Source organism: Shewanella sp. MR-4 (assembly GCF_000014685.1).
Taxonomy (GTDB): Bacteria; Pseudomonadota; Gammaproteobacteria; order Enterobacterales; family Shewanellaceae; genus Shewanella.
On sequence record NC_008321.1, the window covers coordinates 4,210,755 to 4,236,639 of the forward strand.

A 25,885-nucleotide genomic window follows, 5' to 3' on the forward strand; every position below is an offset into this window, starting at 1 on the left:
TGTGACTGTGGCTAAGGCTTACACTTTGTAACCTTAGCCACAAATTGTTATGTTACAGCTTGTCCATTCCCCGTATTTTCTTGGCACTACCTATGACCACTAGCACACCCAATGTCACCGATCTTAAGCTCAAGCGTAAATCGCGCATTTTAGAAATCAGCTTCGATAACGGCGAGCAGTATCAACTCAGCTGTGAGATGTTACGCGTCTATTCCCCCTCCGCCGAAGTGCATGGTCACGGTAACCCTAAGCTGGTCACCCACAAGAAAAATGTGAATATCACCAGCATCGAACCCGTAGGTAACTACGCGGTAAAAATCGTCTTCGACGATGGCCACGATACCGGGCTGTTTTCCTGGCAGGTGCTTTACGATCTCGCCACTCACCAAGTGGAATTATGGGAAAAGTACTTAGCACGCCTGCGAGCTGAGAAGGCTTCCCGCGAACCGCTGATTGCGATGAATATAAAGTACAACTAATCAGTTAGCGCCATTAGCGCTCAAGACTCTCCTTGAGTGCTTACCCACTGACTAGTCTAAGGAAAGATAATGTCGGAAAAAGTCCCCTGCACAGCTTGCCAAACCTTAATCATGCCCAGCACGGCCGAGCGAAACGCAGGCTTATGTATGCCCTGCAAAAACGGCAATCGTGAAAATATCGAACAGGCAAAAACCTATTACCAAAAGGAGCGGGAATTAGATAAAACCTGCCCTTTTAGAGCGCTGTGGCGAGATATTGTGGTGCGAGTGCACGACGATAAACAGGGCTTTCACACGTTAAGCGAAGCGGCGCAGCACTATTACGCAGTCAATTGTCTCTCTGGTGAAGTCTACAACGGCGGCTTTATCCAGTACTTCGATAACTCATCGGGCGAGCATTATGCTGTTGCCGAGCGCGGCCTTGAGCAAATTGGCGCTTTGCACTCGTTAGCCCTATTACAACAGGCTAAACAGGCGGTATTTGGCGATCATCCCGTCCCTACCGACAGAGATCAACGCCTCGCCGCAACCGATAATCCAGTCGCCGAAGCCCGACTCAATCAACTCGATGATGAGTTTTATAAAGATTTGGATAATCTTGATATCAAGCTAGAGAGCTATGCAATACAAATGGGATTGGTAGTATCGAACCGATAAATATTCTATTTATCGCAATAACACTTAACGTCGTGGGGTTTCACCCCACACCCGACCAAGGAGGACTGCTCGTCCTATCCTCCTTGGATTCTCCAAGACGCCCCTACGGAGTTGAAAGCCCCTTGTGCTCATTGCCAAATTTGCTATCGCTTCCGAAGGATGCGTCCCTGCACCTGCGAAAGCTAGCTTGCCATCCATGGCAAGACTCACGCAATTTGTCTATTCGCCCTACAGCAACTCCGAGGGGATGTGTATTCTGTAACTTCGGCGTAAGCTGTTAATACCAAGAGCCATCTGCATTGTAAAATTTAACAATGAGTGTCTCGATTAATTCTATTGATATTTTATAGCCAGCTAACATCGTACTTAAGAAAGGGAAATAAATGGACATTTCAAATCACGCCAGAAAATACATGGAATGGGAACCGAAATATAACTGGGAGACCTGTAAGACGAACAGAAGAGAATTTGGTGAATTTATCGCTCACTTCCTCACTGCAGATAGCCGAGTTATTAATCTAGATGGAATATATGGCTCAGGTAAAACGGAGTTCATTAGGCGTTTATATATTGAACTAGCCAAAAGAAATCATCCTGTTGTCTATATTGATATTTGGGAAAGTGATTTTTCAACAAACCCCCTAGCCGTTATTTGTAGTGAATTAATTCAACAGATTGAGTTCATATTAAAAGAAAAAAGTCCAAATAGCGAAATCAAGAATGAAAATAAAGCAACCGAAACATTTAACCAACTGAAAGCCAAATTAGGTACTTGCTTACATTACGCCACACTTGCCTCACTTGTTAGTGGTGACAACTCCATTTCGACGGAAATATCCTCAGTTAATGCGGCCATATCAGCTATCCCAAACTTAATAACTGAATCGAAATCGCAAAAGTACGTTGAAACGATTCAAAAAAATCATGTAGCCGCTGTACAAGCCATGAAAGATATCAAGGAGTACATAACCTATATATCCGAGTTGATAGAGGTTATATACAAACTAAATACTCCTATTGTTATTTTGATTGACGAACTGGATAGATGTAGGCCTACTTACGCTATTGAAACTCTTGAAGTCATTAAACATTTCTTTGAAACAAAAGGTTGCACATTCTTAGTAGCAACAAACACTGAGGTTTTAGAGCATTCTGTTCAAGCCGTATACGGTTCAACGTTTGACGCCAAACATTATTTACGAAGATTTTTTGATAGAAAAGTGAGTCTTCCACCAATATCTACAGTGGATTACTTAAAAGCAAAGCAACTCGATTTTAGTAAATACACAAACAGTGGAATAAATCTCCACCCTCTTATCACCATGGACATAATCATTGAAGTATTTGCAGATCTTTTTGAAGCCAATAACATTGAATTAAGGGGAGTTGAGCAAATTCTTAATAGATTTTTCACTAGCTTAGATTATGCCTTAGGAATTAAAGAAAACTCTAATACTGTTATAAACACAATAGTTCTAATAGTAGGCTTGATAGAACAGCATTTAGACAAACCAGAACTTTCCGAACGTAAAAATAATAACCCTTTAAGGACGAATATAAAAACAAATTATAGTCAACTAAGTGGCACTATCGATGTTATGTTTAATTGCGTAATGACGACAGAGTCTAAAGTTAAATATAAAGGGCACGGCCATTATCGGGAGCATGCGTACGCACAAGAAATGCTAACTATTGAATCGTACAATTTTGGCGACATTGAAATATTAGGTTACTCTCGAGATAGCATAACCATATTTACAGAAATCATACACCAATACAACAATCCTAAGTGCAATTATTGGTTATGGGAGAACTATCAAAGAGTAATAGAGCTATCGGGACATATTCAATAAACACCACTAAAAGCCTATTTACCAATAATAAAAAATGATAGGAATGGAAGAGACCTTTGAGATTTACAGCTAATATCTGAGCTTCAGAAGTTCACCTACCCTGCGAAGTTGCTGAAGGGCGTTGAAGAAAATCGCGTGAGCGAGGCATGGATGCCGAGTTAGCTTTCGGATTCTTTATTTAATAAATAGGGGATGTACCATCGGAAGCGTTAGCGATTTTCGAATAAGCACGAAGCCACTAACTAATGCATGTAACTTCGCAAGGGGCGTCTTGGAGAATCCAAGGAGGATAGGACGAGCAGTCCTCCTTGGTCGGGTGTGGGGTGAAGCCCCACGACTTTGACTTTGCTTTTACATCACTTCATCCGATTCGATATTCAAATCAGTTAACCAATCCCAAATCACAGCGATAAAACTACCCTCATAAAGCAATCTTCAGATTGATCCCAACCACTCATATCATCGTAATCCTCAATTGCAAATACCATCCACCAGAGTCCACCTAATGCAATTACGGCAGCAATCACAGCAGCAATTACAACACTTCCATACGGTTAGGCTAATTTTAGGCGATCAACTCAATACCCAGCATTCTTGGTTTAACCGCGTTGATGATCAAGTTCTGTATGTGATTGCAGAATTGCATCAAGAAAACACCTATGTGACGCATCATGTGCAAAAGATTTGCGCGTTCTTTAGTGCCATGGCGCAGTTTGCCAGCGAGCTTGGCGCTGCTGGGCATCAAGTGCGTTACCTCACCCTCGACGATACCCAAGATTTTGCCGACCTCAACGCATTAATAGAGTATTTTGTCGCCGAAACGGGGGCGATTAAGTTTGAATATCAACGGCCTGACGAATATAGACTCCTCGCGCAATTAAGCCAGTTGAAGTTGGCCAATGCCGTTGTGAATTGCGTCGATACCGAGCACTTTTTATTCCCCTTTGACGAAATTGATAGGGAATTCCCCCAAGGGCAACACAGGCTGATGGAGCATTTTTATCGGAGAATGCGCAAAAGATTCAATATCTTAATGACAGATGGCAAGCCCGTAGGCGGACAGTGGAATTTTGATGCCAACAACAGGCAAAAGCTTAAATCCCAAGATATCAAATCGCTCCCAACACCCTTGATGTTTGGCCACAATGTGCAAGACATTCTCGAGCGTCTTCAACGCCATGGGATTAATACTATGGGCAAGGCGGATACGCGTTTACTCTGGCCGATAAACCGCGCGCAAAGCCTCGAATTACTTCAGTATTTTTGTGAATACTGCCTGCCCGCCTTTGGCCGGTTTCAAGATGCGATGACTCAGCAACATCCAGCACAGTGGAGCCTGTATCACAGTAGGTTATCCTTTAGCCTAAACGCCAAATTAATCAGCCCATTAGAAGTGATCAATGCGGTGATTGAGCACTATCATGCCAATCCTTTTATTGAGATAGCTCAGGTCGAAGGCTTTGTTCGGCAAATTCTCGGCTGGCGTGAATATGTACGCGGTATCTATTGGGCCAATATGCCACAGTACGCCAGCATTAATGCCCTCGAGGCCACGCGCAAGCTACCCGACTACTTTTGGCATGGCAAAACTCGAATGAATTGCCTACACCATGCCTTATCTCAGTCACTCGATTATGCCTATGCCCATCATATTCAACGCTTAATGGTGATTGGCAATTTTTGTCTATTGACCGAAATCGCCCCCGATGAGGTGGATAAGTGGTACTTAGGCGTGTATGTGGATGCGATTGAATGGGTCGAAATGCCCAACACTCGCGGCATGGCGCTATTCGCCGATGGCGGTATCGTCGGCACTAAACCCTATGCTGCGAGCGGCAGTTATATCAATAAAATGAGTGATTACTGTGGCAGTTGTCATTACAAGATAAAAGAACGTAGCGGCGCACTCGCCTGCCCGTTAAACAGCCTATATTGGCGCTTTATGGATAAACACCGCGCACAGCTCTCCCACAATCCACGCATCGCCATGCTGTATCGCACTTGGGATAAAACCGATGAGGCGGCAAGGCAGGCCATTCTGGCAACGGCCGAACAACATCTCGCGCAACTTGAACGCCTATAGAAGCTCTTCGCATGGGAGACACGCTATGAATATTTTAGTGTTAGGCGGTAGCGGTGGCATAGGCCACGCTATGGTGAATAAGCTGCGCGAAATCTATCCCGAGGCCACTATCCATACGACCTATAAACATCATAGGCCCGATACAGGGCGAGACGATGGCGTGATTTGGCATCAACTGGATATCACCCTTGAGGAGGAGATTAAGCAACTGAGTCAAAACATCTCCCAATTAGATTGGCTAATCAACTGTATTGGCATGCTGCACACAGAGGATAAGGGGCCAGAAAAAAGCCTGCAGGCACTCGATGGGGATTTTTTCCTGCACAATATCCAGCTCAATACGCTGCCGAGTATGATGCTGGCAAAGCACTTTGAACCCACGTTAAAACGCAGTGCGTCGGCAAGGTTTGCCGTGGTATCGGCCAAAGTCGGCAGCATTAGCGATAACAGATTAGGTGGTTGGTACAGCTATCGCGCCTCGAAAGCGGCGCTGAATATGTTCCTTAAAACGCTGTCGATTGAATGGCAGAGAAGCATGAAACACTGCGTGGTGCTAGCACTGCATCCCGGCACTACGGATACGCCATTATCCAAACCTTTTCAGCAGAACGTGCCTAAACAAAAGCTGTTTACACCAGAGTATGTCGCCCAATGTTTAGTCAGTATTATCGCCAATGCCACACCAGCACAAACGGGCAGCTTTTTGGCCTACGATGGTGCTGAGCTGCCTTGGTAGCGATACAAGCGTTTAGCACAGATACGGATTAACCTTGGCTGCTCTTAACCCTGACAACTCTTAACCTTCACAAAAATAGGCATAATTGATGCGGCTGCCTTGCCCCCATACTGCCGTCCAAGTATTCACATCGCTCATATAGCCAAAGTGGATCGACTGCGATGTATCGCATGCTTCTTGAAACGGCGCTTTATTGTCATTAATAAATTGCGCCGAAGCCGCCAAAATATCACTGCACTCCTCATCATCGGCGACTAACCAGATAAAGTCTTCGCGGCAATCTTCCCTAGCAACCATCTCTTCGGGGGAATATAAGTCCAGCTTTTGCTTGAGTGTTCGCCACTGCTCGGGCGTGACATTGCAGGAGATAGCCAGCTTATCAAGCACCCCAGCACCGCCAGCCCAAAAGGATAAATCAAAGTCTAACAGCTGAGGTTCTGGAGCAAAGCCCAACAGGTTTTCAAGCACTTGCAAACTGTTGGCTAAATCGGCATCAGGCCTGCGATAACGCACCTCAATCCCATCATACTCACGCATACTACGACTCCTTCCTTGAGCAAATTCTCGTTTACTTGAGCGGCCCGGTTTCACTCACAGGTTTCTTTAATAACTTACGCTGCAAGGTACGGCGGTGCATCCCCAGTTGGCGGGCGGTAGCCGACACATTGCCCTGATTAGCATTGAGTACTTGCTGAATATGCTCCCATTCCAGCCGTTTAGGGCTGAGCGGCGAGTCGTCGATTTCATCTTCTGGCAGTGCGCTCGCCTGACTATTCACCTCGAAGGCCGCCAACAAGGTTTGGGTATCGACGGGTTTGGCAAGATAGTTGTCGGCGCCGAGGCGAATCGCCTCTACTGCGGTAGCAATACTGGCGTACCCCGTTAGCAACACCATGATGACTTTAGGCAACAGATTACGTAGCGGCACAATCAAGCTCAGGCCATTGGCCTCGGCCAGTTTCATATCCAACAGGATATGGCTTGGGCAAAATTCCCGCGCCACCAGCAGCGCATTACTGGCATCGTGACTTAAGCGGCATTCGAAACCATGACGAGTCAACCGCCGAGCGAGCACGCCTGCAAGTGCCTGATCGTCTTCAATAATCAATAGCCGTTTCATAGCGCCTCCGCAGTCGTGACCGATGCATTAGGCTGCAAGAGGGTAAAACGAATTTGCGCCACTGTGCCCCCTTGAGGATGATTGGCGAGGATCAACTCCGCCCCTAAACGTTCTAGGCTGGCATGGCTCAGCAGCAAGGCCACGCCTAAGCCTTTGGGGCTCTCGATTAATAAGGTACCCAATTGTGGCAATAATGAGGGAGCGATACCCGCGCCATAATCACGGATCTGCAAATAGATCTGCCCTTCACTTGGCGCGCTATCTAGGCTGATATCCACTTGAGCGACACCTAAGGTTTCGGCACTCGCGCGGGCAGCATTTTCAATCAAGGCCATAATCGCGGGGGTTAAACTCATATCGGTTAAGATCTGTTGTTCTTCCAACTGCTTAGGTGCGCAGGTGATCAACCAATTGAGCTCGGTTTGCGGCATCAATAACTGGGTTTTCTGCTTTAATCCGGCCACCAGCTCGGTGACCTTTTGTGGCCGCTGACGACGGTCGCGAATCGACTCAGTCGCCAGCCGCAGCTCGGTTAAGGTATGTTCGCAGCGACCTAATGCAGTCTCCATTTCAACAACTGTAATCGAAGGTTCGGGTTGCTCTTCCCTTAATTCGTCGAGCAATAACCGCAGTGTCGATAGCGGCGTCGCCAATTGATGGGCCATTTGTGCAGAAACGGTACCAAGTGCCAATAACTGCTCCTGCCGTAATTGCCCTTCGCGCATATAGGCAAGCTGCGCATCTTGACGGCGCATGCGCTTGGCAATTAACGCCACACTCGTGGTCAATACCAGCGCCGAAATCACAAAGTTAAACCACATGCCGAGGTAGTGGGAGCTCATATCCATACCGTGGTGATGCATTTGCGACTCTGGCACGGTAAAAATCATCAGGCTATAGGCAAGCGTAGAGATCGCCGTCAGGCTCCAAGGCGCCCAAATCGGCAGAGTCACGGCCGCGAGCGCTATGGGTAATAGCAGTAAGGAGATAAACGCATTGGTCGCCCCGCCCGAAAAATACAGCCAAGAGATCCAAAACAAGGTATCGAGACTCAGGGCGATAAACAGACCACGCTCTTTCGCAAACAAGGGCTTACGCAATGCCAAGGTGAGCGACAAATACAGCACCTCCAGCACAAACACATGCACTAGCGGCTCCATTTGTAAACTCAGGCCAAAGGTGTCGGCGGCAAACAACGTCAAACCGATTTGCAGCAATAAGCCTAAGGTTCGCAGCAGCGCCACTTGGTCGGCGGCTTGCAAATTTGTGCCTAGGATCTTAACCATTTTTTAATCCTTAAACTTAAGGCCAACTGCCGCCAGTGCCGCGCTAGATTGGCTAAGTGCCTGAGTTAACCCTGTCTTAAACGCTAACTCAGAGTAGATCCCCAAGGCGGCTAAACGCCCACAACTTAAGGTGCAATCTTGCGGCCTTTTGGCGCTATCCATGGGTGTTTGCTCAGGAAGTAAATGCGCGCTATCAACCCCTAACAGTTCACCTAAGCCGAGCAGCATCTGATACTTAGTCATGGTTTGCATGGCACTAAAATGGTAAATCCCCGATACATCAGCACCGTCACTCTGCCGCTGGATGAGCTTAGCAATGGCATTGGCAATATCCGCCGTCGATGTTGGCGCACGAATGGCCCAATGGTCGACCCGCTGCGGTCTGCTATCCAGCAATTGGTTGATTAACACCAATACCGCAGACTCGCTCAGTTGAGTCACTTCGCCGTAGAGGATAGGTAAGCGTAATACCGCAAAACCTCTGTCGGTGTTCAGCACACAGGTTTCGCCTTGCAATTTAGACGCGCCATAAAAGTTGACCGGATTGGGCTCAGCATCTTCGGCATAGGGCGGCGTTGTGCCATCGAACACATAGTCGGTAGAAATATAGAGCAGCCAAGCTTGGTGGTTTTTGGCGGCCTCGGCTAAGGTTTGGCTGGCGCTCAAATTCAGCGCTAAGGCATGTTCAGGCGAGCGCTCAGACACATCGGGGCGACGCTCGGCGGCGCAGTGCACTATCACCTCGGGCTGTTCACGGGCAATAAAAGCTTCAACCTCGGCGGCTTGGGTTAAATCGAGCCGATGAATCCCCGCCTCGGCACGGCTAAAACCTGTGGCAATCACCCTATGACCCGCGGCGGTTAACTGTTTGACGACCGCCCTGCCGAGTAATCCGGTTGCGCCCGTTACCATGATATTTGCCATATTGCCCCGCGATCCTTAGCCATTCATTTGGCTCATAATTCTAAAAGCTTTTCATATTCAACGCACTTGTTTACTCTTATTTGCCTGTGCTCAACCTCATCGAGTTTGTACCACTTAACCCGATTAACGACCAAAAGGCTGAATTTGACTCAAGCACTTCCCCTCATTCTTGCAGGCCCCATGCTGCGCCACTGCGACGCCTCACACTTTACCCTCTGGTTTGTGAGCCGCGAGCCGTTAAGCGAATTACAGCTTACCTTAGGGGAGCAAAGTTACCCGTTAACAGAGGAAGAAGTGCACAGTGTGCAGCTCGGTCAGCATGCCTTTCAGTATTTACTTCGCCTGTCGCGCCCCGAACTGCTTACGCCCCAAACGATTACCCAATATCGCGTGTCGGCCAAGGGCATTGATGACCTATTTAATCATGTCGAAACGTTGGGTTATGGCGATGCTAACTCGCCCCATCTTTACTTTAGCCAAACACTGACACAGGTATGGCACGGCTCATGCCGCAATCCCCATCACCACAGTGAGGATGCTTTAGTCGCCGCCGATACTAAACTCGCACAGCTTATCGATAAAGGTGCGAATGAGCGCCCAGCGTTATTGATGCTCAGCGGCGATCAGGTCTATGTGGATGATGTGGCGGGCCCTATGCTATGCGCCATAGGTCAAGTGATTGAAAAGCTAGGTTTGCACCATGAAGCCTTCCACGGCGCTAATATTGCGGGAAGCGAGGCCATAAGTTACCGACCCGAGCATTTATATTTACGCCATAAAAATCTGCTGCCACGCACCGAATATCCCGCCAAAACCGCACTCTGGCGCTGGTATATCAATCATCCGATTTTTACCTCATCGATTGCCGAAAACCATTTAGTCAGTCTCAATGAGATGATTGCCCTGTATCTGCTCACTTGGTCACCCGAATTATGGGAGCTTATCGACTTACCCAAGGAGGTTGAGGGACTCTCGGCGGCGAATCAGCTACGTTGGCAGCGCGAATGGCAAAATCTATTGGCCTTTAAGGCGGGGCTTAAACAGGTTAGGCGCCTGATGGCGCATATTCCCGTGTATATGATGTTCGATGACCATGACATCACCGACGATTGGAACCTCACCGCCAAGTGGGAGCAGGCGGCCTACGGCCATGCCTTTTCGAAGCGTATTATTGGTAATGCTTTGATTGCCTATACCTTATTCCAAGGGTTAGGCAATACACCGAGCCAGTTTGATGCCGAGGTACGGCCGTTATTAGATGGTTTTTTCGCCCGCCCAGCGCCAGAAGCTCAGGACGCCTTGATTGATGAGTTACTCAAATTCGAGCAATGGCATTACACCTTAGACACCTCACCTAAGCTGGTCGTGTTAGATACCCGCACCCGCCGCTGGCGCAGTGAATCCAATCTCGCTAAACCCTCGGGGTTAATGGATTGGGAAGCCTTGATGGATTTACAACAAGCGCTGCTCGGCCAATCTAAGGTGATTATCGTCTCCCCTGCGCCCATGTTTGGGGTCAAGGTGATTGAAGCCGTGCAACGCATGGCGACACTCATGGGCGGCTCACTGCTGGTCGATGCCGAAAACTGGATGGCACATCCGGGCGCGGCCAATGCCTTGCTGAGCATCTTTATGCACCGCAAGACCCCAGAGCAATTTGTGATCCTCTCGGGGGATGTGCACTACTCCTTCGCCTATGACATCAGCATTCGCTTTCGCCGTAGCAGCCCGAATATTTATCAAATTACCTGTAGCGGAATTAAAAACCAGTTCCCCGAGAAGCTACTGCCGCTTTTCGACAAGCTCAATGGTTGGCTTTATGGCCACTTCTCGCCGCTCAACTTGTTCACTAAACGCAAGCGAATGTCGCTGCGCGGTAGACGCCCAAATGGCGAGCGAAGCAAGCGTTTAGTCAACCGTAGTGGAATAGGGATTTTAGCGTTAGCGGAGGATGGTGAACCAACAAAAATCGCTGTTTTACATGGGGATATGACCGAGACTCGGTTCGAACCACCGAGGCAGGAATAGTTTAATATGGGTTGCGTTTTACCGCATCAGAAGGGGTTGTGCTATCACTCGCTTCAGCAGGCTTAGCGGCCGCTTCTTGGTTCGGCCAGTTCTGTTTAAATAGCTGGGAATCGGGGCGTTTTTGCGGCGAAGTATCATCTAACATTTGGTCCCAAACGCCCTGTTGTAACGATACATCGGTTTGATTGCCCGCGTCCTGCGTGACCTCGGCACTCGGTTTCTTCGGCTCGATCACCGCGCTGGCCTTACGGATTTCCGTCGTCAACTCATGTACATAGGGATACTTAGTCCAGCCGCCAAAATACATGGCGCCCAGCAACACCGCGGTACAGAGTAAAATGGAAACGATTGCAGATTTGGTCATCTTACCCTCCCTATTGGCCGATAAAACGAAGCACTAAACTTAAGTAGGACAGTATGATAACCACAGAAGCTCACCGTACACCAGTTTAGGGCCAAAGGTGATGCCCTTCTATGAGTATTAAAATTTGTACACCCGTTAACAGCCAACGCCGCTCTCACGCTATTGAGGGCGGCATTGCCTCAAGACATTAGCCTCGGATTGCGGGCTACCAAAGATAATCAAAACTGACTTCAACCGGCACGCCTTCAATCGACGTGGGCAAAGCAGTTTCCGGCTTCAAGGTTATTTTCAATACGGGCTTTTCTCCATCGAATGGACCCGACAATTGCTTAGGCAAGCGCCCCACTAACTCGGTTGGTTCCGAAATCTCACCCCTTAGCCGAGTGCCATTGGGTAATTTAATGGTCGCCTCTTGGCCTATGGCGGTATATTCCAAGTACTTAGGTTCAAGGTAGGCAAAGATCACCGCCGCCTCACGACCCGAGAGTAAGACTAAGGGCCTGTCTTCGACGATATGCTCACCCGCTTGCACTAATACATCAACGACCCGAGTCGGGGTAAGCGCCTTAATATCTAATTGCGATTCCTGTGCTTTTAATCGGGCGAGCTGCAGCTCGACATTGTATTTTGATTGAGCAATAGGCCCCGCAAGCAACTCGGTCTTCTGCGCTTGACGCGCCTGCATTAAATCGACTTTGGCCTGTTCGAGTGCCATCTTTGAAGCCGTGTGCGCCTGCAACACTGCCGCCATATCCGCAGTGGGGACAACCCCTTTTCGCTGGTAACGCTCAAAACTGTCGAGCAGCCCATTCTGCCGCGTGACCCCTTCAGCCGCCACATCGATACGCTGCTGTAATTGCGTGAGGATTTCGGCATTAAGGCTGAGATTGTTGAGTTCAAGCTGAGACAATTGCTTCTCTAACTCATGGATTTGTGCCCCTAACTGCGCATCGACTAAGGTCAGAATATGTGTTCCACTGGCAAGCACATCGCCCCGCTTCACCTTGACAGCGGCAACATCCCCCGCACTGGGGGCGCGTACTTCTAAGGGCTCGGTCGTCACTATGCCACTGGCCAAAATAAACAAATGGGGACGCAGCAATATCCAGCCGACCACAGCGACGGGCGTAATCACCAAGGCTAATAACAAGTACCAGCGCCCCTTAAAGCCGCCCCGTTTAGCTGCGGCATATTTTACCCCTATGCCGCTGTCATCCGTTGGACGCTGCGCTTTATCGCTCGGTTGATAATTTACTTTCATTAAAACTTTCTCCCACGTTTCAATACCCACCATGGCGCCATTGAGCTTTCTTCATGGGAGCGGCGAAAAACTTCGTTCATGAGTGCAAAGAGACACACCATACGCATAAACAGCGCATAAAACGGATATAAAGGTAACCAAATGGCTAGACGTAAGTCCTGGGACAGCCGCTCCGAAATCGCTAGTAATACCATCAAGTAGAAGAACACTAAGATGACAAAATAGAAGCCATAAATCGTGAGCGAAATGGAGGTAATAAACTGCCACGGATAACTCAGCACTATCCCGATGGAATAAAATACGATGACAAAGGGCATCAACACGTTCTGCAAGAAGCCATAGAGCAAGGTAAAGATAAAGGTTCCGGTACCGAGTAGCTTAGGCGTAAAGGCCGGCCAGTGTTTACGAAAATACAGGAAAAGCAAATCCCCATCCCAACGCAGGCGTTGTAATACTAAGGTTTTGAGATCGGCCGGTGCATCTGTGTGGCCTATAGCCAAAGTCGCGAACGGAATATGCCAATCGGGATAACGCTTGAAGTACTGTTTGATCCTCACGGTTAAATCTAAATCTTCGGCGGTATGAGTATCCCAGCCACCAATTTGAATTAAAAAAGTCCGTCTAAAGGCACCAAAAGCCCCGGAGATATTATTCAACAGATTCCATTGCCCAAGCCCGGTCTTGCCACCCTGCATTGAGATCAGATACTCAATCGACTGCATGCGAGTCAGTATCGATTCGTTCACATTGCGTACCCTTAATGCGCCACCGACGGCGGGCACATTGGGATCTTCAAAATAGGGCACAATCTGCGACACCATATCGTTATCGAAGGAAGTATCCGCATCGGCATTGATAACAATCTCCCCCGTGGCGACCGATAGACCCGCATTTAAGGTCGACACTCGGCCACCGCGCTGCCACTTAGGCAATACGACCACCTTGCGATTTGGCACTTGGCAGGCCTTGGCCGCCGCCATCGCCACTTGATAGGTCAAGGCGTTTTGCACGGCGCCATCGACAACGGCAATAATCTCAATCTCACCGTCGTAAACCTGTTCGATGAAGGAGTCGATTGTCGATTTGACGGCTTCACCCTCGGCATAACAGGTAATCACGCAGGACACTTTAGGTTTATATAGCGACTGCCGAGGCACTTGTACGAAGTTGGTATAGTAAAACCGCATAATACCAGTGAGCACCAACAACATCAGCGGCGCCTCATACAACAGAATGAGCGGCACCAGCCAAGCGAAAAAGCTTAAGTGTTCAGCCAATTGGTGCCAGATATCGAGCACCATGTAGCCGATAGTGTTGAATTCACTCATATTGACTTAGCTTTGACTAATTGATCTGTTAACCATTCACCCACATTTTCACCTATGTCCGCAGGCAAGGTTAGGGCTTTAACACTCAGTTCGATTTTGGATGCCGATTGCAGCTCTTTGAGATCGAACAACTTGTTGTAAATGCTCTTTAACTGGCTCATCTCCGTCATCGGCAACAACATCAGCAAACCGTCACGGGTGTAGTTGCTGCAAGCATCTGTCACCCTGATCACGCTACGCAGACGCTCCTGCAAGGCATCGAGCTGCGCAAAGCCCTTGGCCTCACCTTCGATTGCCAGAAACTCATCCACGTTCAACATTTGAATCGACAAAATGGAATGGGTTTGATGGTGACGTTTCGCTAATTTATTCTGCCAATCCAGCAGCCAATAAAACTGGGCACTGGTCATTTGCTCGCCCGGCTCCAAAGCAAACCAAGATTGCGAACGCCCTTGGCGTACTAGAGTTCGCCCAGGGATCGCCAGTTTAAAGCTGTACACATTCCTCACATGCAGATCGTCCAGCTTACTGCTGAGCTGACAATGCAGACATTTCGCCTCGACAACGGCATCAACGAATAAGGTTTGGCAGCTATTACAATGCTGATTTTCTATAGGACGGTCGTAATCCACCCCAATATGCCGCAAATTCTGCAAGCAGTTTGGGCAGCTCAGGGTGTTCAACTTGCGAAATGATGCCTGAGCGCCAACATGCCCACAGTTAAAACAGTGCAAACTGCTCTGTTGCTCGGTATCTATGCTATGACATTGAGGGCAAACATCGATGTAATTAAGGTGTCCAGAATGACACCCGGGGCAAAAACGTAATCGATTAGATAATTCAGCCTTTTCAATCAACTGAGATTTCTGCAAGTCGCCCAACCAGGTAAAACTTTCTTCTGGATTAATACCAAAACATCTTAATAATGGATAATCGTAGAGGTAGCTTTTTTCGGGTACGGAGTGCGGTTCTAATATGGCATCCTGATGACACCATAAATACGTTAATAATTTATAACGAAGATCATCATGATAATCTAACTTAATTTGTTGTTTCTTAAGTTGATATATTTGGAAGTTTTCATCATATCCTGCATCCCACAACCCATTGGCTAAATAGGGCGATAACGCACTCTCATGGCAGACCAATATATGGCTTAAAAAGGTGGAGTCATTTTTCCTAAGTACACGCAAGCACCTATCTTGTTCTTCAGCTTGTAATGATAATACAATTAGCTCGACAGAACGTCCCTGTTCTAACAATTCTTCGACAGAATTAAATTCTTCAAATTCTGGATGCCATGAGAGTTCACGGTATGAGCCTACCCAAACAAAATCACTAAAGTAACAGTTACTTGCAACACTCGTAGAATGTATAGATGTCATATAACAACCTTGTACAGATATAAACAATCTGTCTCGTAGATATAAACATCCGTGTATAACTAATAAGAGGTAGATCCTGCCTTAATATATATTTCTAACACTGAGTATAGATGAGGTAGGAACATTTTAAACAGCAACGAAATATGCCGAACACTATCGCAAATTGAGCGTTCAACATACTCATAGTGGCGCAAATCATTTATAAAAGGCAACGAATATAAACATATAAGTTCAATAAAACAACTCAAACTCTTGCGATGAAAAATGCGGGAAGCCGTTTAGTCACAGATGTGCAGCATTAATCATTTTTCAAATACAAATGTTCGCATTGAACATCATGTTTGTTGCCAGTAATAGGATCAACAAAACGTAATCGCTGCGCTAAGAGCTGCAGCGGCTTGGTAAAATCATCCAGCCCTTTAGGGTATAACGTCGGATAAAAACGGTCATTTAATAATGGCATACCAAGGCTTAACATATGGACGCGCAGCTGGTGCGTCTTGCCCGTAATAGGGCTTAACTCGAATAAACCAAATTCCCCTTTAACCGCGACTAAGCTAATCTCGGAGTGCGTATTTGCCTCGCCTTCGACTATCTTCATGGTGAAACTCGGCTCGCTGCGTTGCATACGATTTTTCACCGTCCAATGCAATGGCAAGGTTAATTCGCCACAGGCATATTGCGCCATAATCTCTGGAGTGAGTTTGGCAATCGCTTGATAATCTTTACGAATCGCATCATCGACAAAAAGCTGGTGATAAATATGTCGCGTCTCGGGGCGAGTCGTCATCAGAATAACGCCTGCGGTTTCCCGGTCTAACCTATGGGCAGGGGCGATAGTGTCGATCCCAGTGCTTAAGCGTAAACGGTGCACTAGGCACTCATTCACATAATCGCCGCTAGGGGTGACGGGTAAAAAATGCGGTTTGTAGGCCAAGATAAGGTTGCCATCTTGAAACAAAATCGGCGACGCGAACGGGACTTGTGCTTCGACGGGAACTTCACGGTAGTAGTAAGCCCTCGCCGTTGGGCGATAGGCTGTATCTAATCCAATCAAACTACCGTCTTGCCAATGCACTTTGCCATCGAGGATCCGCTGGCGCCAAACCGCTTCGCCAATATGGGCATAATGCTCGATCAAAAAAGAAAATACGGTTGGTTTATCAACCACTTCTAAGGGAAGAACCACAAAGGATGGTTGGGCGGCACGGGCGGTTTGAGTCATAGAAACAACTAGCGGCGATAATGAGCCGCTATTTTAGCCTCTGTGTGGTTTTTCAGTCCACATGGGACTTGATGAGTTGCAGGACAAAATCCATGGTTTTATGGCAGTCGGGTTGATTCACCAGCACTAGCTTATCGCGGTTATACATGGGCAGCACTTCTAACCAACGTTGGCTCACCCAAGCCGCATCCTCTAAATGCACTTGAGAATACAGCTCAAGCAAGTCTGGGTTCACCTCATAGAATTGCTCTAGGGCTGCACTGATCAGCTCGAACTCCCCTTCAATCGGCTCTTCCTGCCAATTTTGGCAGGGCAAAGTGCGGGACATCCACAACTTATCTTTCGTCTGCGCCGCCGAGAGAATACTGACTCTCTGACGCCCCTCTAACACTATGCTGAGTGAGTCATCTTCCAGTTGATTAAAATCTATGATGTCACACTGAGTCGCTGTGGGATAACAGGGCGGAGTGCCATTAGGCTTCATCGCCGCAAAGGCCAAATCGTATTTGCCTTTTAAGACATCCGCGACCATACGCAATTGACCCGGCTCGACCACGCGGACCTCAATCCTTCCCTGTGGCAGCAACAAGGCATCGCGCATAATTAACGCCATTTCTCGTGTTTGCATAGCAACCTCCTGCCCACTCATAGAAGGAAACGCTCAAAAACTAGCCGAATCCCCTTATTAATTTAGAGTGTAGCAGGAGAAATAATTTCCTTCATAAAGTCGCTGACAGCAAAAAAGAATTTAGGCTGACTTGCCGCTCTCGCCTTACAGCGGCACTAGGTGTGCAGCGATATTTCCTTTTGCACACACCTCGGCAAATTCATCGGCAAGACGCTCGCTCAAGGCAACAGAACGGCGCCAATACTGCATACGCTGCGCCGTATCTAGTTGCTTAAAGTCTTCACGATCGGGCACTTTACCAAAGGGAAGCGAAGCCACAAATTCCGCCGAAGGCGCCAGCACCAAGGCGTTATGGTAATTGGTGCGCGCTCGGCGCCAGGTTAACGATTTATCGAACCATCCGGGGCTCATATGGGGATAAAAATGCGGGTACAAGGTTAAGCCCGTGGCATGGGATAGAGGCAAATCGAAGTGGTAGTCGGTGATGCCACCATCATAATATTGCCCTGTGGCAACGCCCTCAATCTGAGATACCGGAGCGAGCACGAGTGGAATCGACCCCGTTGCTAACATCACTGCGTTCATATTGGTTTCGGTGAGCCGCGCCTGCTGGCTAGGTAAATCTGCAAGTTGCTTAAAGGGAGATGATGCCAGTTGCTGGCTAAAGACCACCCGCTCGAAATGCCAACCCAAGGTTTTGCGGCTAATGAGGTTGGTCGCGGCCGTCATCGCCAGCCCTGCTGCCAAGGGCAATTTATGGCTAAGGCGATTGATGTGTTTAGCCCGGCATGCAATTAAGTGACTGTGAATAAAGGGATGATTCACTATCTCGCGCCCGCCAGACTCGCCGAGAATGCCTTGGACTATGCCCTTCACCTGCTCGCTCACTTCCTGCGGTGTCGGTATGGTTTCATACTGCTGGCCAATATAGTAATCCTCTAAACGTCCGTAGGCTTGTAGTGGATCCTGCTGCGCCAAACAGGCTAAACGCCAGGCTCCCGACGAAGCCCCTAAGGTATAAAGCGGTGTATTACGCTGCTTAAAAAATTCCGTGAAGAGATACTTATCAAGACCCGCAATCCCTAACCATTTGGGGCCACCGGATGCGGCCAATAGTTGTGTAAAAGCATCAGGATGCAGACCTTGTTCCCTGATAATGTTAAAGGCCGTAGGACCTGCAAGAAAGCGTAATGCGGGCAAAACTTAACTCCTTAAAGTGCCTCAAACCTGAGGTTTAGCGCCATTAAAACACAGCCACTAAGCGCGATAAACCTTCAGCACACCTACTGGATCTGGATGATTTTATTCACTTAGCCCATCACATTCAAAGTGGCGATATATTCGACTGGCTTTAAGGGATTATCTAGAACAGTAAGCTCTGAGTTAGTTCTTTTCTGTCTAGATGTAACAATTGTTACAGTGATAACCTTCACCCTATCGAATTGTTACTTTCGTTGGTTCAATGTTTTCGTTCCAGCCTAAAGGTTACTCCACATTGAGAGGTTTTATGCGTCCAGCCGTTATCGCATTAGCAGTATCTTCAACTTTGGTTTTTCCTGTCGTACACGCAGAAGAACAGGCCAGCAGCTTTGAGAAAATTGAAGTCGTCGGCTCGCGGATCGCCCTGCGCACCGCAACCGACAGCGTTGCCCCCGTCGATATCATTACCGCGGAGCAACTCGAATCCACCGGTATGACCGAAACCGCTAAGGCGCTGCAATTTGCCGCGCCAAGTTACAGTTTCCCCTTCTCATCGGTCACCGATGGCTCAGACGCAGTGCGCCCAGCCAGCTTACGCGGCCTGTCACCTGATCACACGCTAGTACTGGTAAACGGTAAACGCCGCCATGGTTCGGCGCTGGTGCATTTAAGTGGCACTGTCGGCAAGGGCTCATCTAACGTCGATTTGAACGCAATTCCGATGACGTCAATTAAGCGCATCGAAATCCTGCGTGATGGCGCTTCGGCACAATACGGCTCAGATGCAATTGCTGGTGTTATTAACGTAGTCTTAAAAGACAACGACCAAGGCGGTAGCGTGTCGGCTCAAGCGGGCCAAACCTATCTGGGTGACGGTGAACAATGGCGCGTAGGTGTGAACCACGGGATCAGCCTAAACAACGACGGTTTTGTGAATATTGGCGTTGAAGCTCACCATAAAGACAGCACCAACCGCGCAGGCTTAGATCCACGCCAACAATATCCTAAGCTGCCAGACGGTTCGGATGATCCGCGTGAAGCGACTTTCAACCGCAAGAGCCACCAAGTGGGCGACGCCGAATACGATAACTTAGGCTTATTTATCAACGCGGCGCAGCCTTTCTCAAGCGACAGTAAACTCTATGCCTTCGGTGGCATTAGCCAGCGTGAAACCAAATCCGGCGCATTTTATCGCCGCGCGCTCGATGCTCGTAACTTGACCGAGCTGTATCCCGACGGCTTTTTACCGCAGATCAATCCTAAGATCATCGATTCATCATTAGTCCTAGGCTATGAGTTCACCCTCGGTGAATGGAATATCGATACCTCAGCGGGCTATGGCGGTAACTCGTTCGAATACAATATTGTGAACACCCTAAACGCATCACTCGGCCCAGATAGCCCGACAGAATTCGATGCGGGCACCCTGTCCACCAGCGAAGCAAACCTGAACATCGATGCCTCACGCTACTATAACTTTGCCAATGATTCAGAGATCTTAGTGGCAACGGGTGTCTCTTGGCGCCAAAACGGTTATCAGATTGAGGCGGGTGAACCCAACTCTTATATCAATGGCGGTTATGATAACCGTGCAGCGGGTAGCCAAGGCTTTACTGGCTTTACGCCCGAATCAGAAGTCGATGAGACTCGCGACAATACAGGTGTTTATGTCGAGCTTGAAAACCAATTAACCACTGAGTTTTATTGGGCGGCGGCGCTGCGTTACGAAAACTATTCTGACTTTGGCGGTAACACCAGTTGGAAGCTCGCGGGCCGTTACGACTTCACCGACCATTTAGCGCTGCGCGGCACAGTGAACACAGGCTTTAGAGCGCCGAGCGTACAACAGCTGTACTTCAGCAATATCTCGACCCTGTTCAATCCTGATCCGACTACGGGCCAATTAGTGCCAACAGAATCAGGCACCTTCAACACCTTATCGCCAGTGACTAAAGCCCTAGGCATTAACGAGCTCGACCCAGAGCTATCGCAATCCTTCAGCTTAGGCTTGGTCTATACCAATGATACGGGTCTCGCCCTGACCTTGGATGCCTATCAGATTTCAATCGATGACAGGATTATCCTCTCAAGCTCAGTGACGCCAAACGACTCACCCGCTGTTGCGGCGGCGCTAGCCAATACTAATGCAGAATCGGCGCGCTTCTTTATTAATGCAGTCGATACCCGTACTCGCGGCGTCGATTTAGTGGTGAGCCAAGATTTTGATCTCGGCAACTGGGGCGATTTACGCGCTAACTTGGCGTACGCCTATAACAAAACAGAAATTCAAGATATTCATTTCCCTGAAATTTTGGACGGACTCGGCCCTAAACTCTTCGATAATATCGAACAAACCCGCATGACCTCGGCCACGCCGCACAATACGGGTAACCTAGGACTGACCCATGAATTAGGTGACTTTAAGACTAATATTCGCCTCAGCTATTTTGGCGATTATACAGTGGGTTACTCAACGGGTGATGTAAATTACAGCGACCAATGGGTGATGGATTTATCCGTGCGCTACGCAGCAACCGATGCCTTAAGCTTCACCGCTGGCGTACAAAACTTGTTTGATGTGTATCCTGAAAAACGCCCAGATGACAATAACTTCAATGGTATTTTCGTCTATCCATTAACCAACACGCCGTTTGGATTTAATGGGGGTTACTACTTCCTCGAGGCTAAGTACACTTACTAAGCCACAAACCATCAAAACAGGCCATTTATGGCCTGTTTTTTTATGTCTATCGCTTATGTTCTAACGGCGGTGAACTGATTATAATCTTTACAATTCACTCATTTACTTACGTCATATCGAGTACCCCATGATTGTCGATACCTTAGCTAATCGCCATATTTATCAATCACTCAGTCCACGCATTGCCACGGCATTAGCGCATCTTGCCAGCACTGACTTTAGCCAACTGCCCGTTGGCAATTATCCCCTCGATGGCGAGGATATTTTCGTAATAGTCAACGATTACCACACTAAGCCACAATCCACCGAACCCTTTGAAGTACATCAAAAATACATCGATGTGCAGTATGTGGTCAGTGGCGAAGAAGAGTTTGGCTATCTACCATTGTCCGACCAGACACCCTCAAAACCTTATTTCGAAAAGCACGATTACGCCGAGTTCGATTACGAGTCGAATAAAGCCAACGCCTCCTACATTCAACTAAAGGCGGGGATGTTCGCGCTCTTCTTCCCTGGCGACATGCATATGCCCGGCACGAGTGATACACCGACAGCGGTGCGTAAAGTCGTGATAAAAGTGAAGATCTAACACCTGTGTGAATAATGGCCACTGCCAGCGGTCGGTTTTTAGTGGAATAGCGACTTAAGGGCGCAGCGATATGCGCTTTGGCTATTTCCGAATCGGGCGAAATATTGTTAAAATTGCCACAAATTTAAAGGAGAGTCCCTGAAATGCCTATGTACGTTGTCGGTCACAAAATCCCCGATTCTGATTCAATCTGCGGTGCTATCGCGTTAGCTTATTTAAAAAACCAAATCGGTGAAGAAGCCGTTGCCGCACGTTTAGGTGAGTTATCACCCGAAACCGCTTTTATTCTGGAGCGTTTTGGCTTTGAAGCGCCAGAATACAAAACCAGCTATGCTGGCGAGCAGGTCTACATTGTTGACCACTCAGAACTGACTCAAGCACCGGACGATATCGCTCAAGCGACTATCGTAGGTATTGTGGATCACCACAAATTAGGCGATCTGACCACTGATACGCCTTTAGAGTGCTGGATCCGCCCTGTTGGTTGCAGCAACACAGTCATTAAGATGATGTACGACTTCCACCAAGTTGCCATCCCTAAAAATATCGCTGGCATCATGATGTGCGCCATCCTGAGCGACACTGTGATCTTCAAATCACCTACCTGCACTACAGCCGACATTCGCTGCGTTGAGGCCTTAGCCGAAATCGCTGGCGTTGAAGACTTTAAAGCGCTGGGCATGGAAATGTTCAAGGTAAAATCGGCAGTTGAAGGCACGCCAGCACGCGATCTCGTGATGCGCGACTTTAAAGACTTCAACATGAACGGTAACTTAGTGGGTATCGGCCAGTTAGAAGTGATTGATCTGTCTGTATTTGATTCAATCAAAGCCGAACTGGAAGCCGATATCAAAGCACTGAAAGTTGAAGGCAACCGTCACAGCGTACTGTTGCTGCTGACTGACATTATGAAAGAAGGCTCAGAGCTGTTAGTGGTTTCTGACGATGCCGATCTGGTTAACCGTGCCTACGGTAAAACCCCAGTCGATGGCAAAGTGTGGTTAGACGGTGTATTAAGCCGTAAGAAGCAAGTTGTGCCACAACTGCAGGCCGCTTTCGCTTAAGCGACCATTAAGTTGTTATGCATAAAAAGCCGAACTCAGTTCGGCTTTTTTGTGCCTTAAAAATGTTCCACTCCTTAAAATCGGCATGAAACTTTGCTCATAAAGCTATCCTAAATTTGGCTGTGCCGAGTAAGATGGGATGATTCATTCTCGCACTCTGTTTTAATCATGCCAGAAGCCTTACAACACCTTATCACCGAAATGACACCTTGGTTGCAGCAATACGGTTATCTGCTGCTCTTTGTGGCCATCGCCGTCGAGGGATTTGGTATTCCTGCACCGGGACAATCATTACTGATTGTCGCCAGTTTACTGGCTGCAACGGGGCAAATGTCGCTGCCATTAGTCTTAATCGTTGCCTGCGTCGCCGCCCTGAGTGGCAACAGTTTGGGCTACTTTATCGGTCGCCGCTTCGGTGAGGTATTGCTGCGAAAAGGTTGGATAAAGCCGCAGCTTGAGGACAAGATCCACAGTGTGATTGGCCAGTATGGCATTGCCGCCTTAGTGCTCAGCCGCTTTGTCGAAGGGCTTAAGCAGTTTATGTTTATTGGCTGTGGGCTAGCCAAAATGCCCTTTAAGCAATTCGTGATGGGCAACCTACTCGCCACCAGCATTTGGGTAACGCTTTTTGGCTTAGGCCCAGTGTTAATCCGCGATGAAATCGCCCCTATTCTCACGTTTTATCATCAACATAAATACCCTACATGGGCAATCGTTAGCCTGCTTTTAGTCCTTTTACTTCATTTTAGCTGGCGTAAATTTCAGGTTAAAAATCAGTAAAAAGTATATTACAAACACTGTTTTGATCAGATAAAGTGGCAGCTAGGTTCCCCTTCTAACTAAACGGATAGTGAATAAACAAGGAGTGTAGATGAAGTCTTCTGCTTGGGGCGCTCTCGCCCTTTTACTACTTACCACCCCATGCTTAGCATTAACTAAGCATATTTATGGTGATGTACAAGTTACCAATATTAGCCCGAGTAGCGATTTTGTTTGGGAACGCGACAATACACAGCAACCCCAATACCCAATAGAACTCGCGCGTTCGCGCATAGCGGGTTGTACTGTGCTGTCCTTCGACATTTCCGAGACAGGTGACACTGAAAATATTGAAGTCATCAATTCTGTCCCCCATTATGCGATTGGCAAATATTCAAAACAAATACTTAAAACATGGAAGTGGACACCCACGTCTACAGTTAAAACCGCCGAGAAACGCACTGTCAGACTCGACTATTGCCTTGGGGAAACTTCTTCCGCTGAATCAGAGAAACAATGTAAGCAACAAGCACAACTCGCCTGTAGCTAACCATTGAACATATTTAATTTTCTCAAAGGTTAAACAAGCCCCCAGAGAGAATCCTCCCGCAGATTTACTCAGTCTCAACCTTAGGTTGAGGCTGAGCTGGTTCATTCGGTTTAGTATCCTTAGTGTTATTTATCTCGGTTTGGGGCTCTGTATTAATTTGGGGTTCCGCATTAGTTTGAGACTCAGCATTAATGGCTGGCGGCGTAGCTGTGGTCTCGGCTTCCTCTTGTTTCGTTTCTCCAGTCATTGCATTCGAAGTCTCATCCTTTGCTTGCGGCAGGGTGTGCTCATCTGATGGCTGCACTACTGGGGAATGCTCCTCAATCAGTGTTTGCTTCTCAGGCGCCTCTTGTGAATCTTGTGGCTTAGGTTGTTCGCCTTCAGGTACCAGTTCCACTAACACTACGGGTTCTGCTGGCGTATTTGTTTGCGTATCCGACGAGCTTGCCGCTTCCGATTCTGGCGTCAACGTGGCTAAATCTTCATTCGCAGGGCTTTCGACCGCATGTTTAGGCAATTGATTTCGATACAAATCAATCATCCCCATCACCTCGGACAAGGCTTTAGCGTGATCCGGCGTCAAGATACCATTGTGCCCAGAGACAATTTCATCGGACACGGCCAGCACCCATACTGCCTGCATATTGGCGTCTGGACAGGTTTGCACGCTGCGCCGCGCCTGCAGGCGCGCACGGATTTTCCAACCCGAATGCGGCAAGGTCATCATACAACCCGGGATTTGATCGTGAGCCATTAATGCCGAAGGCATCTTCATCGGCGTCGAACAATTACCGCCAGAACATTTATCAATATCATGGGTAATAGCCCAAGAGTTACCCAGCGCCCGCTCGCCGTCCTTGATGTAATTAAACGCCTCTTTTACCGCAAAATCGCCCTTAGATTGCAGCACCACCATACTCGGTTTTTGCCTATCTAAGCTCATCAGCGTATCGAGCGGCTTAAAATCCTGCGCCGGCGCGGCGGGGTTTAACAGTAAGAAAAGATTCGGGTTATCCTGCTCATTATCGATGGCCGCCTTGATTCTATCTTTACTGGCGTGCAGCACCACTAAGCCGCCAAGACTGTGGCCAATCACGGTATAACGCAGTAATTGATGTTCAGCCACTAACCCATCCAGCTTATCCAGCAACTGTGATAGCCCGGTTTGCCCAATGCGCTTGGCCACGGCTTTACGCTGTAAAATGGTCGGGAAATCCAGCGGTTCAATCCAACTGGTGGCATCTTCTGAGCCATCGAGCCAGAAGGGATCCAGCTTGTCACCACGCCAACCTATGTATAAACCCAATAGGTTACGCTGGGAGTCGGATGCCGCCATCTGTTGATAAAACTGTTCGAACGCGACAAAGTTTTCGTCCGTCGGATTAGCGCTATGGTGCCAGCCGTGGACAAAAATCAGCAGCTCGGGAGCCGTGCCATTATTGGGTTGTAAAATACGCGCCTTGAGTCCTTGCCATTGTCCATCGTTGTGTGGCTGACCTTGATCATTAAATTCAATCACATGCAAATTTTGCGTAGCAATATCAGGGCCGGGAATGTGATAGGCTTGGTCAGGAATAAAAGGAAGTAAAATACCGAGGGACAACAACATTAAAAACAGTAACTTGTACTGAGTAAACTTCTTAAGGCTCATTTATGACAACTAAA

General features: G+C 48.0%; 23 protein-coding genes. 11 read left to right on the plus strand and 12 right to left on the minus strand.

The genetic code is table 11. The features are described 5' to 3' along the window. Positions 1-92 precede the first annotated feature (92 nt). From SHEWMR4_RS18395 to SHEWMR4_RS18415, 5 genes are all read left to right on the plus strand, one after another. Positions 93-479, plus strand: a complete 387-nt coding sequence (locus SHEWMR4_RS18395) for a gamma-butyrobetaine hydroxylase-like domain-containing protein (RefSeq protein WP_011624252.1) — start codon at positions 93-95, stop codon at positions 477-479. 69 nt (positions 480-548) lie between these two features. Further along, positions 549-1,136, plus strand: a complete 588-nt coding sequence (locus tag SHEWMR4_RS18400) for a DMP19 family protein (protein ID WP_011624253.1) — start codon at positions 549-551, stop codon at positions 1,134-1,136. Positions 1,137-1,519: 383 nt separating this feature from the next. Then, complete coding sequence (locus tag SHEWMR4_RS18405) at positions 1,520-2,989, plus strand: P-loop NTPase fold protein (RefSeq protein ID WP_011624254.1); 1,470 nt, start codon at positions 1,520-1,522, stop codon at positions 2,987-2,989. Between the two features lie 505 nt (positions 2,990-3,494). Then, the gene (locus SHEWMR4_RS18410; protein ID WP_011624255.1) at positions 3,495-5,072 is read left to right on the plus strand and encodes a cryptochrome/photolyase family protein; all 1,578 of its coding nucleotides are present in this window, start codon (positions 3,495-3,497) and stop codon (positions 5,070-5,072) included. A 25-nt stretch (positions 5,073-5,097) separates the two neighbouring features. Then, positions 5,098-5,808 carry an SDR family oxidoreductase gene (locus SHEWMR4_RS18415; protein WP_011624256.1) on the plus strand — a complete coding sequence of 237 codons (711 nt, stop codon included), beginning with the start codon at positions 5,098-5,100 and terminating at the stop codon, positions 5,806-5,808. Between the two features lie 60 nt (positions 5,809-5,868). Here SHEWMR4_RS18415 and SHEWMR4_RS18420 read toward each other — a convergent pair whose 3' ends face one another. From SHEWMR4_RS18420 to SHEWMR4_RS18435, 4 genes are read right to left on the minus strand one after another with little or no spacing between them, the layout of a single operon-like run. Further along, complete coding sequence (locus tag SHEWMR4_RS18420) at positions 5,869-6,345, minus strand: hypothetical protein (RefSeq protein WP_011624257.1); 477 nt, start codon at positions 6,343-6,345, stop codon at positions 5,869-5,871. A 31-nt stretch (positions 6,346-6,376) separates the two neighbouring features. Then, positions 6,377-6,928, minus strand: coding sequence for a response regulator transcription factor (locus SHEWMR4_RS18425; protein ID WP_011624258.1), 552 nt, complete (start codon positions 6,926-6,928; stop codon positions 6,377-6,379). Then, complete coding sequence (locus SHEWMR4_RS18430) at positions 6,925-8,214, minus strand: ATP-binding protein (protein ID WP_011624259.1); 1,290 nt, start codon at positions 8,212-8,214, stop codon at positions 6,925-6,927. The genes SHEWMR4_RS18425 and SHEWMR4_RS18430 overlap by 4 nt, the downstream gene beginning before the upstream one ends. A gap of 3 nt (positions 8,215-8,217) precedes the next feature. Further along, positions 8,218-9,138 carry a dTDP-4-dehydrorhamnose reductase family protein gene (locus tag SHEWMR4_RS18435; RefSeq protein WP_011624260.1) on the minus strand — a complete coding sequence of 307 codons (921 nt, stop codon included), beginning with the start codon at positions 9,136-9,138 and terminating at the stop codon, positions 8,218-8,220. A gap of 180 nt (positions 9,139-9,318) precedes the next feature. Here SHEWMR4_RS18435 and SHEWMR4_RS18440 point away from each other — a divergent pair, with 180 nt between their 5' ends. Next, positions 9,319-11,166, plus strand: a complete 1,848-nt coding sequence (locus tag SHEWMR4_RS18440; protein ID WP_011624261.1) for an alkaline phosphatase D family protein — start codon at positions 9,319-9,321, stop codon at positions 11,164-11,166. 1 nt (position 11,167) lies between these two features. Here the strand turns inward: SHEWMR4_RS18440 and SHEWMR4_RS18445 are convergent, their stop codons facing one another. The 7 genes from SHEWMR4_RS18445 to SHEWMR4_RS18475 all read right to left on the minus strand — a co-directional run bounded on the left by SHEWMR4_RS18445 (position 11,168) and on the right by SHEWMR4_RS18475 (position 18,557). Further along, entirely contained in the window at positions 11,168-11,530 is a 363-nt protein-coding gene (locus tag SHEWMR4_RS18445; RefSeq protein ID WP_011624262.1) for a hypothetical protein, read from the minus strand. Positions 11,531-11,735: 205 nt separating this feature from the next. Beyond that, complete coding sequence (locus tag SHEWMR4_RS18450) at positions 11,736-12,791, minus strand: HlyD family secretion protein (RefSeq protein ID WP_011624263.1); 1,056 nt, start codon at positions 12,789-12,791, stop codon at positions 11,736-11,738. Further along, on the minus strand, positions 12,791-14,119 hold the full coding sequence (locus SHEWMR4_RS18455; protein ID WP_011624264.1) for a glycosyltransferase family 2 protein: 1,329 nt from the start codon (positions 14,117-14,119) through the stop codon (positions 12,791-12,793). The genes SHEWMR4_RS18450 and SHEWMR4_RS18455 overlap by 1 nt, the downstream gene beginning before the upstream one ends. After that, on the minus strand, positions 14,116-15,504 hold the full coding sequence (locus SHEWMR4_RS18460; RefSeq protein ID WP_011624265.1) for a hypothetical protein: 1,389 nt from the start codon (positions 15,502-15,504) through the stop codon (positions 14,116-14,118). Before SHEWMR4_RS18460 ends, SHEWMR4_RS18455 begins: the two co-directional genes overlap by 4 nt. A gap of 298 nt (positions 15,505-15,802) precedes the next feature. Beyond that, positions 15,803-16,729 (minus strand): pseudouridine synthase, encoded by a 927-nt coding sequence (locus SHEWMR4_RS18465; protein ID WP_011624266.1) that lies wholly within the window; start codon positions 16,727-16,729, stop codon positions 15,803-15,805. A gap of 52 nt (positions 16,730-16,781) precedes the next feature. After that, a complete protein-coding gene (locus tag SHEWMR4_RS18470; protein ID WP_011624267.1) occupies positions 16,782-17,357 on the minus strand; it encodes an LON peptidase substrate-binding domain-containing protein in 576 nt (191 codons plus the stop codon). A 144-nt stretch (positions 17,358-17,501) separates the two neighbouring features. After that, positions 17,502-18,557, minus strand: a complete 1,056-nt coding sequence (locus tag SHEWMR4_RS18475; RefSeq protein WP_011624268.1) for a hypothetical protein — start codon at positions 18,555-18,557, stop codon at positions 17,502-17,504. A 307-nt stretch (positions 18,558-18,864) separates the two neighbouring features. Here SHEWMR4_RS18475 and SHEWMR4_RS18480 point away from each other — a divergent pair, with 307 nt between their 5' ends. From SHEWMR4_RS18480 to SHEWMR4_RS18500, 5 genes are all read left to right on the plus strand, one after another. Next, positions 18,865-21,258 (plus strand): TonB-dependent receptor plug domain-containing protein, encoded by a 2,394-nt coding sequence (locus SHEWMR4_RS18480; RefSeq protein ID WP_041408905.1) that lies wholly within the window; start codon positions 18,865-18,867, stop codon positions 21,256-21,258. A 127-nt stretch (positions 21,259-21,385) separates the two neighbouring features. After that, positions 21,386-21,847 (plus strand): YhcH/YjgK/YiaL family protein, encoded by a 462-nt coding sequence (locus SHEWMR4_RS18485; RefSeq protein WP_011624270.1) that lies wholly within the window; start codon positions 21,386-21,388, stop codon positions 21,845-21,847. A gap of 143 nt (positions 21,848-21,990) precedes the next feature. After that, complete coding sequence (locus SHEWMR4_RS18490; protein ID WP_011624271.1) at positions 21,991-22,911, plus strand: manganese-dependent inorganic pyrophosphatase; 921 nt, start codon at positions 21,991-21,993, stop codon at positions 22,909-22,911. A 168-nt stretch (positions 22,912-23,079) separates the two neighbouring features. Next, a complete protein-coding gene (locus SHEWMR4_RS18495) occupies positions 23,080-23,691 on the plus strand; it encodes a DedA family protein (protein ID WP_011624272.1) in 612 nt (203 codons plus the stop codon). Positions 23,692-23,782: 91 nt separating this feature from the next. Continuing rightward, positions 23,783-24,220, plus strand: a complete 438-nt coding sequence (locus SHEWMR4_RS18500) for an energy transducer TonB (RefSeq protein ID WP_011624273.1) — start codon at positions 23,783-23,785, stop codon at positions 24,218-24,220. A gap of 64 nt (positions 24,221-24,284) precedes the next feature. Here SHEWMR4_RS18500 and SHEWMR4_RS18505 read toward each other — a convergent pair whose 3' ends face one another. Then, positions 24,285-25,871, minus strand: coding sequence for a hypothetical protein (locus SHEWMR4_RS18505; protein WP_011624274.1), 1,587 nt, complete (start codon positions 25,869-25,871; stop codon positions 24,285-24,287). Positions 25,872-25,885: the final 14 nt, after the last annotated feature.

Bases quoted from the DNA above. Each gene is read 5' to 3' on its own strand.
- SHEWMR4_RS18465 (WP_011624266.1), bottom strand. From the start codon at position 16,729: ATGACTCAAACCGCCCGTGCCGCCCAACCATCCTTTGTGGTTCTTCCC.
- SHEWMR4_RS18470 (WP_011624267.1), bottom strand. From the start codon at position 17,357: ATGCAAACACGAGAAATGGCGTTAATTATGCGCGATGCCTTGTTGCTG.
- SHEWMR4_RS18450 (WP_011624263.1), bottom strand. From the start codon at position 12,791: ATGAAAGTAAATTATCAACCGAGCGATAAAGCGCAGCGTCCAACGGAT.
- SHEWMR4_RS18460 (WP_011624265.1), bottom strand. From the start codon at position 15,504: ATGACATCTATACATTCTACGAGTGTTGCAAGTAACTGTTACTTTAGT.
- SHEWMR4_RS18455 (WP_011624264.1), bottom strand. From the start codon at position 14,119: ATGAGTGAATTCAACACTATCGGCTACATGGTGCTCGATATCTGGCAC.
- SHEWMR4_RS18440 (WP_011624261.1), top strand. From the start codon at position 9,319: ATGCTGCGCCACTGCGACGCCTCACACTTTACCCTCTGGTTTGTGAGC.
- SHEWMR4_RS18435 (WP_011624260.1), bottom strand. From the start codon at position 9,138: ATGGCAAATATCATGGTAACGGGCGCAACCGGATTACTCGGCAGGGCG.
- SHEWMR4_RS18495 (WP_011624272.1), top strand. From the start codon at position 23,080: ATGCCAGAAGCCTTACAACACCTTATCACCGAAATGACACCTTGGTTG.
- SHEWMR4_RS18410 (WP_011624255.1), top strand. From the start codon at position 3,495: ATGCAATTACGGCAGCAATCACAGCAGCAATTACAACACTTCCATACG.
- SHEWMR4_RS18430 (WP_011624259.1), bottom strand. From the start codon at position 8,214: ATGGTTAAGATCCTAGGCACAAATTTGCAAGCCGCCGACCAAGTGGCG.
- SHEWMR4_RS18415 (WP_011624256.1), top strand. From the start codon at position 5,098: ATGAATATTTTAGTGTTAGGCGGTAGCGGTGGCATAGGCCACGCTATG.
- SHEWMR4_RS18505 (WP_011624274.1), bottom strand. From the start codon at position 25,871: ATGAGCCTTAAGAAGTTTACTCAGTACAAGTTACTGTTTTTAATGTTG.
- SHEWMR4_RS18490 (WP_011624271.1), top strand. From the start codon at position 21,991: ATGCCTATGTACGTTGTCGGTCACAAAATCCCCGATTCTGATTCAATC.
- SHEWMR4_RS18405 (WP_011624254.1), top strand. From the start codon at position 1,520: ATGGACATTTCAAATCACGCCAGAAAATACATGGAATGGGAACCGAAA.
- SHEWMR4_RS18445 (WP_011624262.1), bottom strand. From the start codon at position 11,530: ATGACCAAATCTGCAATCGTTTCCATTTTACTCTGTACCGCGGTGTTG.
- SHEWMR4_RS18480 (WP_041408905.1), top strand. From the start codon at position 18,865: ATGCGTCCAGCCGTTATCGCATTAGCAGTATCTTCAACTTTGGTTTTT.
- SHEWMR4_RS18485 (WP_011624270.1), top strand. From the start codon at position 21,386: ATGATTGTCGATACCTTAGCTAATCGCCATATTTATCAATCACTCAGT.
- SHEWMR4_RS18500 (WP_011624273.1), top strand. From the start codon at position 23,783: ATGAAGTCTTCTGCTTGGGGCGCTCTCGCCCTTTTACTACTTACCACC.
- SHEWMR4_RS18400 (WP_011624253.1), top strand. From the start codon at position 549: ATGTCGGAAAAAGTCCCCTGCACAGCTTGCCAAACCTTAATCATGCCC.
- SHEWMR4_RS18425 (WP_011624258.1), bottom strand. From the start codon at position 6,928: ATGAAACGGCTATTGATTATTGAAGACGATCAGGCACTTGCAGGCGTG.
- SHEWMR4_RS18420 (WP_011624257.1), bottom strand. From the start codon at position 6,345: ATGCGTGAGTATGATGGGATTGAGGTGCGTTATCGCAGGCCTGATGCC.
- SHEWMR4_RS18395 (WP_011624252.1), top strand. From the start codon at position 93: ATGACCACTAGCACACCCAATGTCACCGATCTTAAGCTCAAGCGTAAA.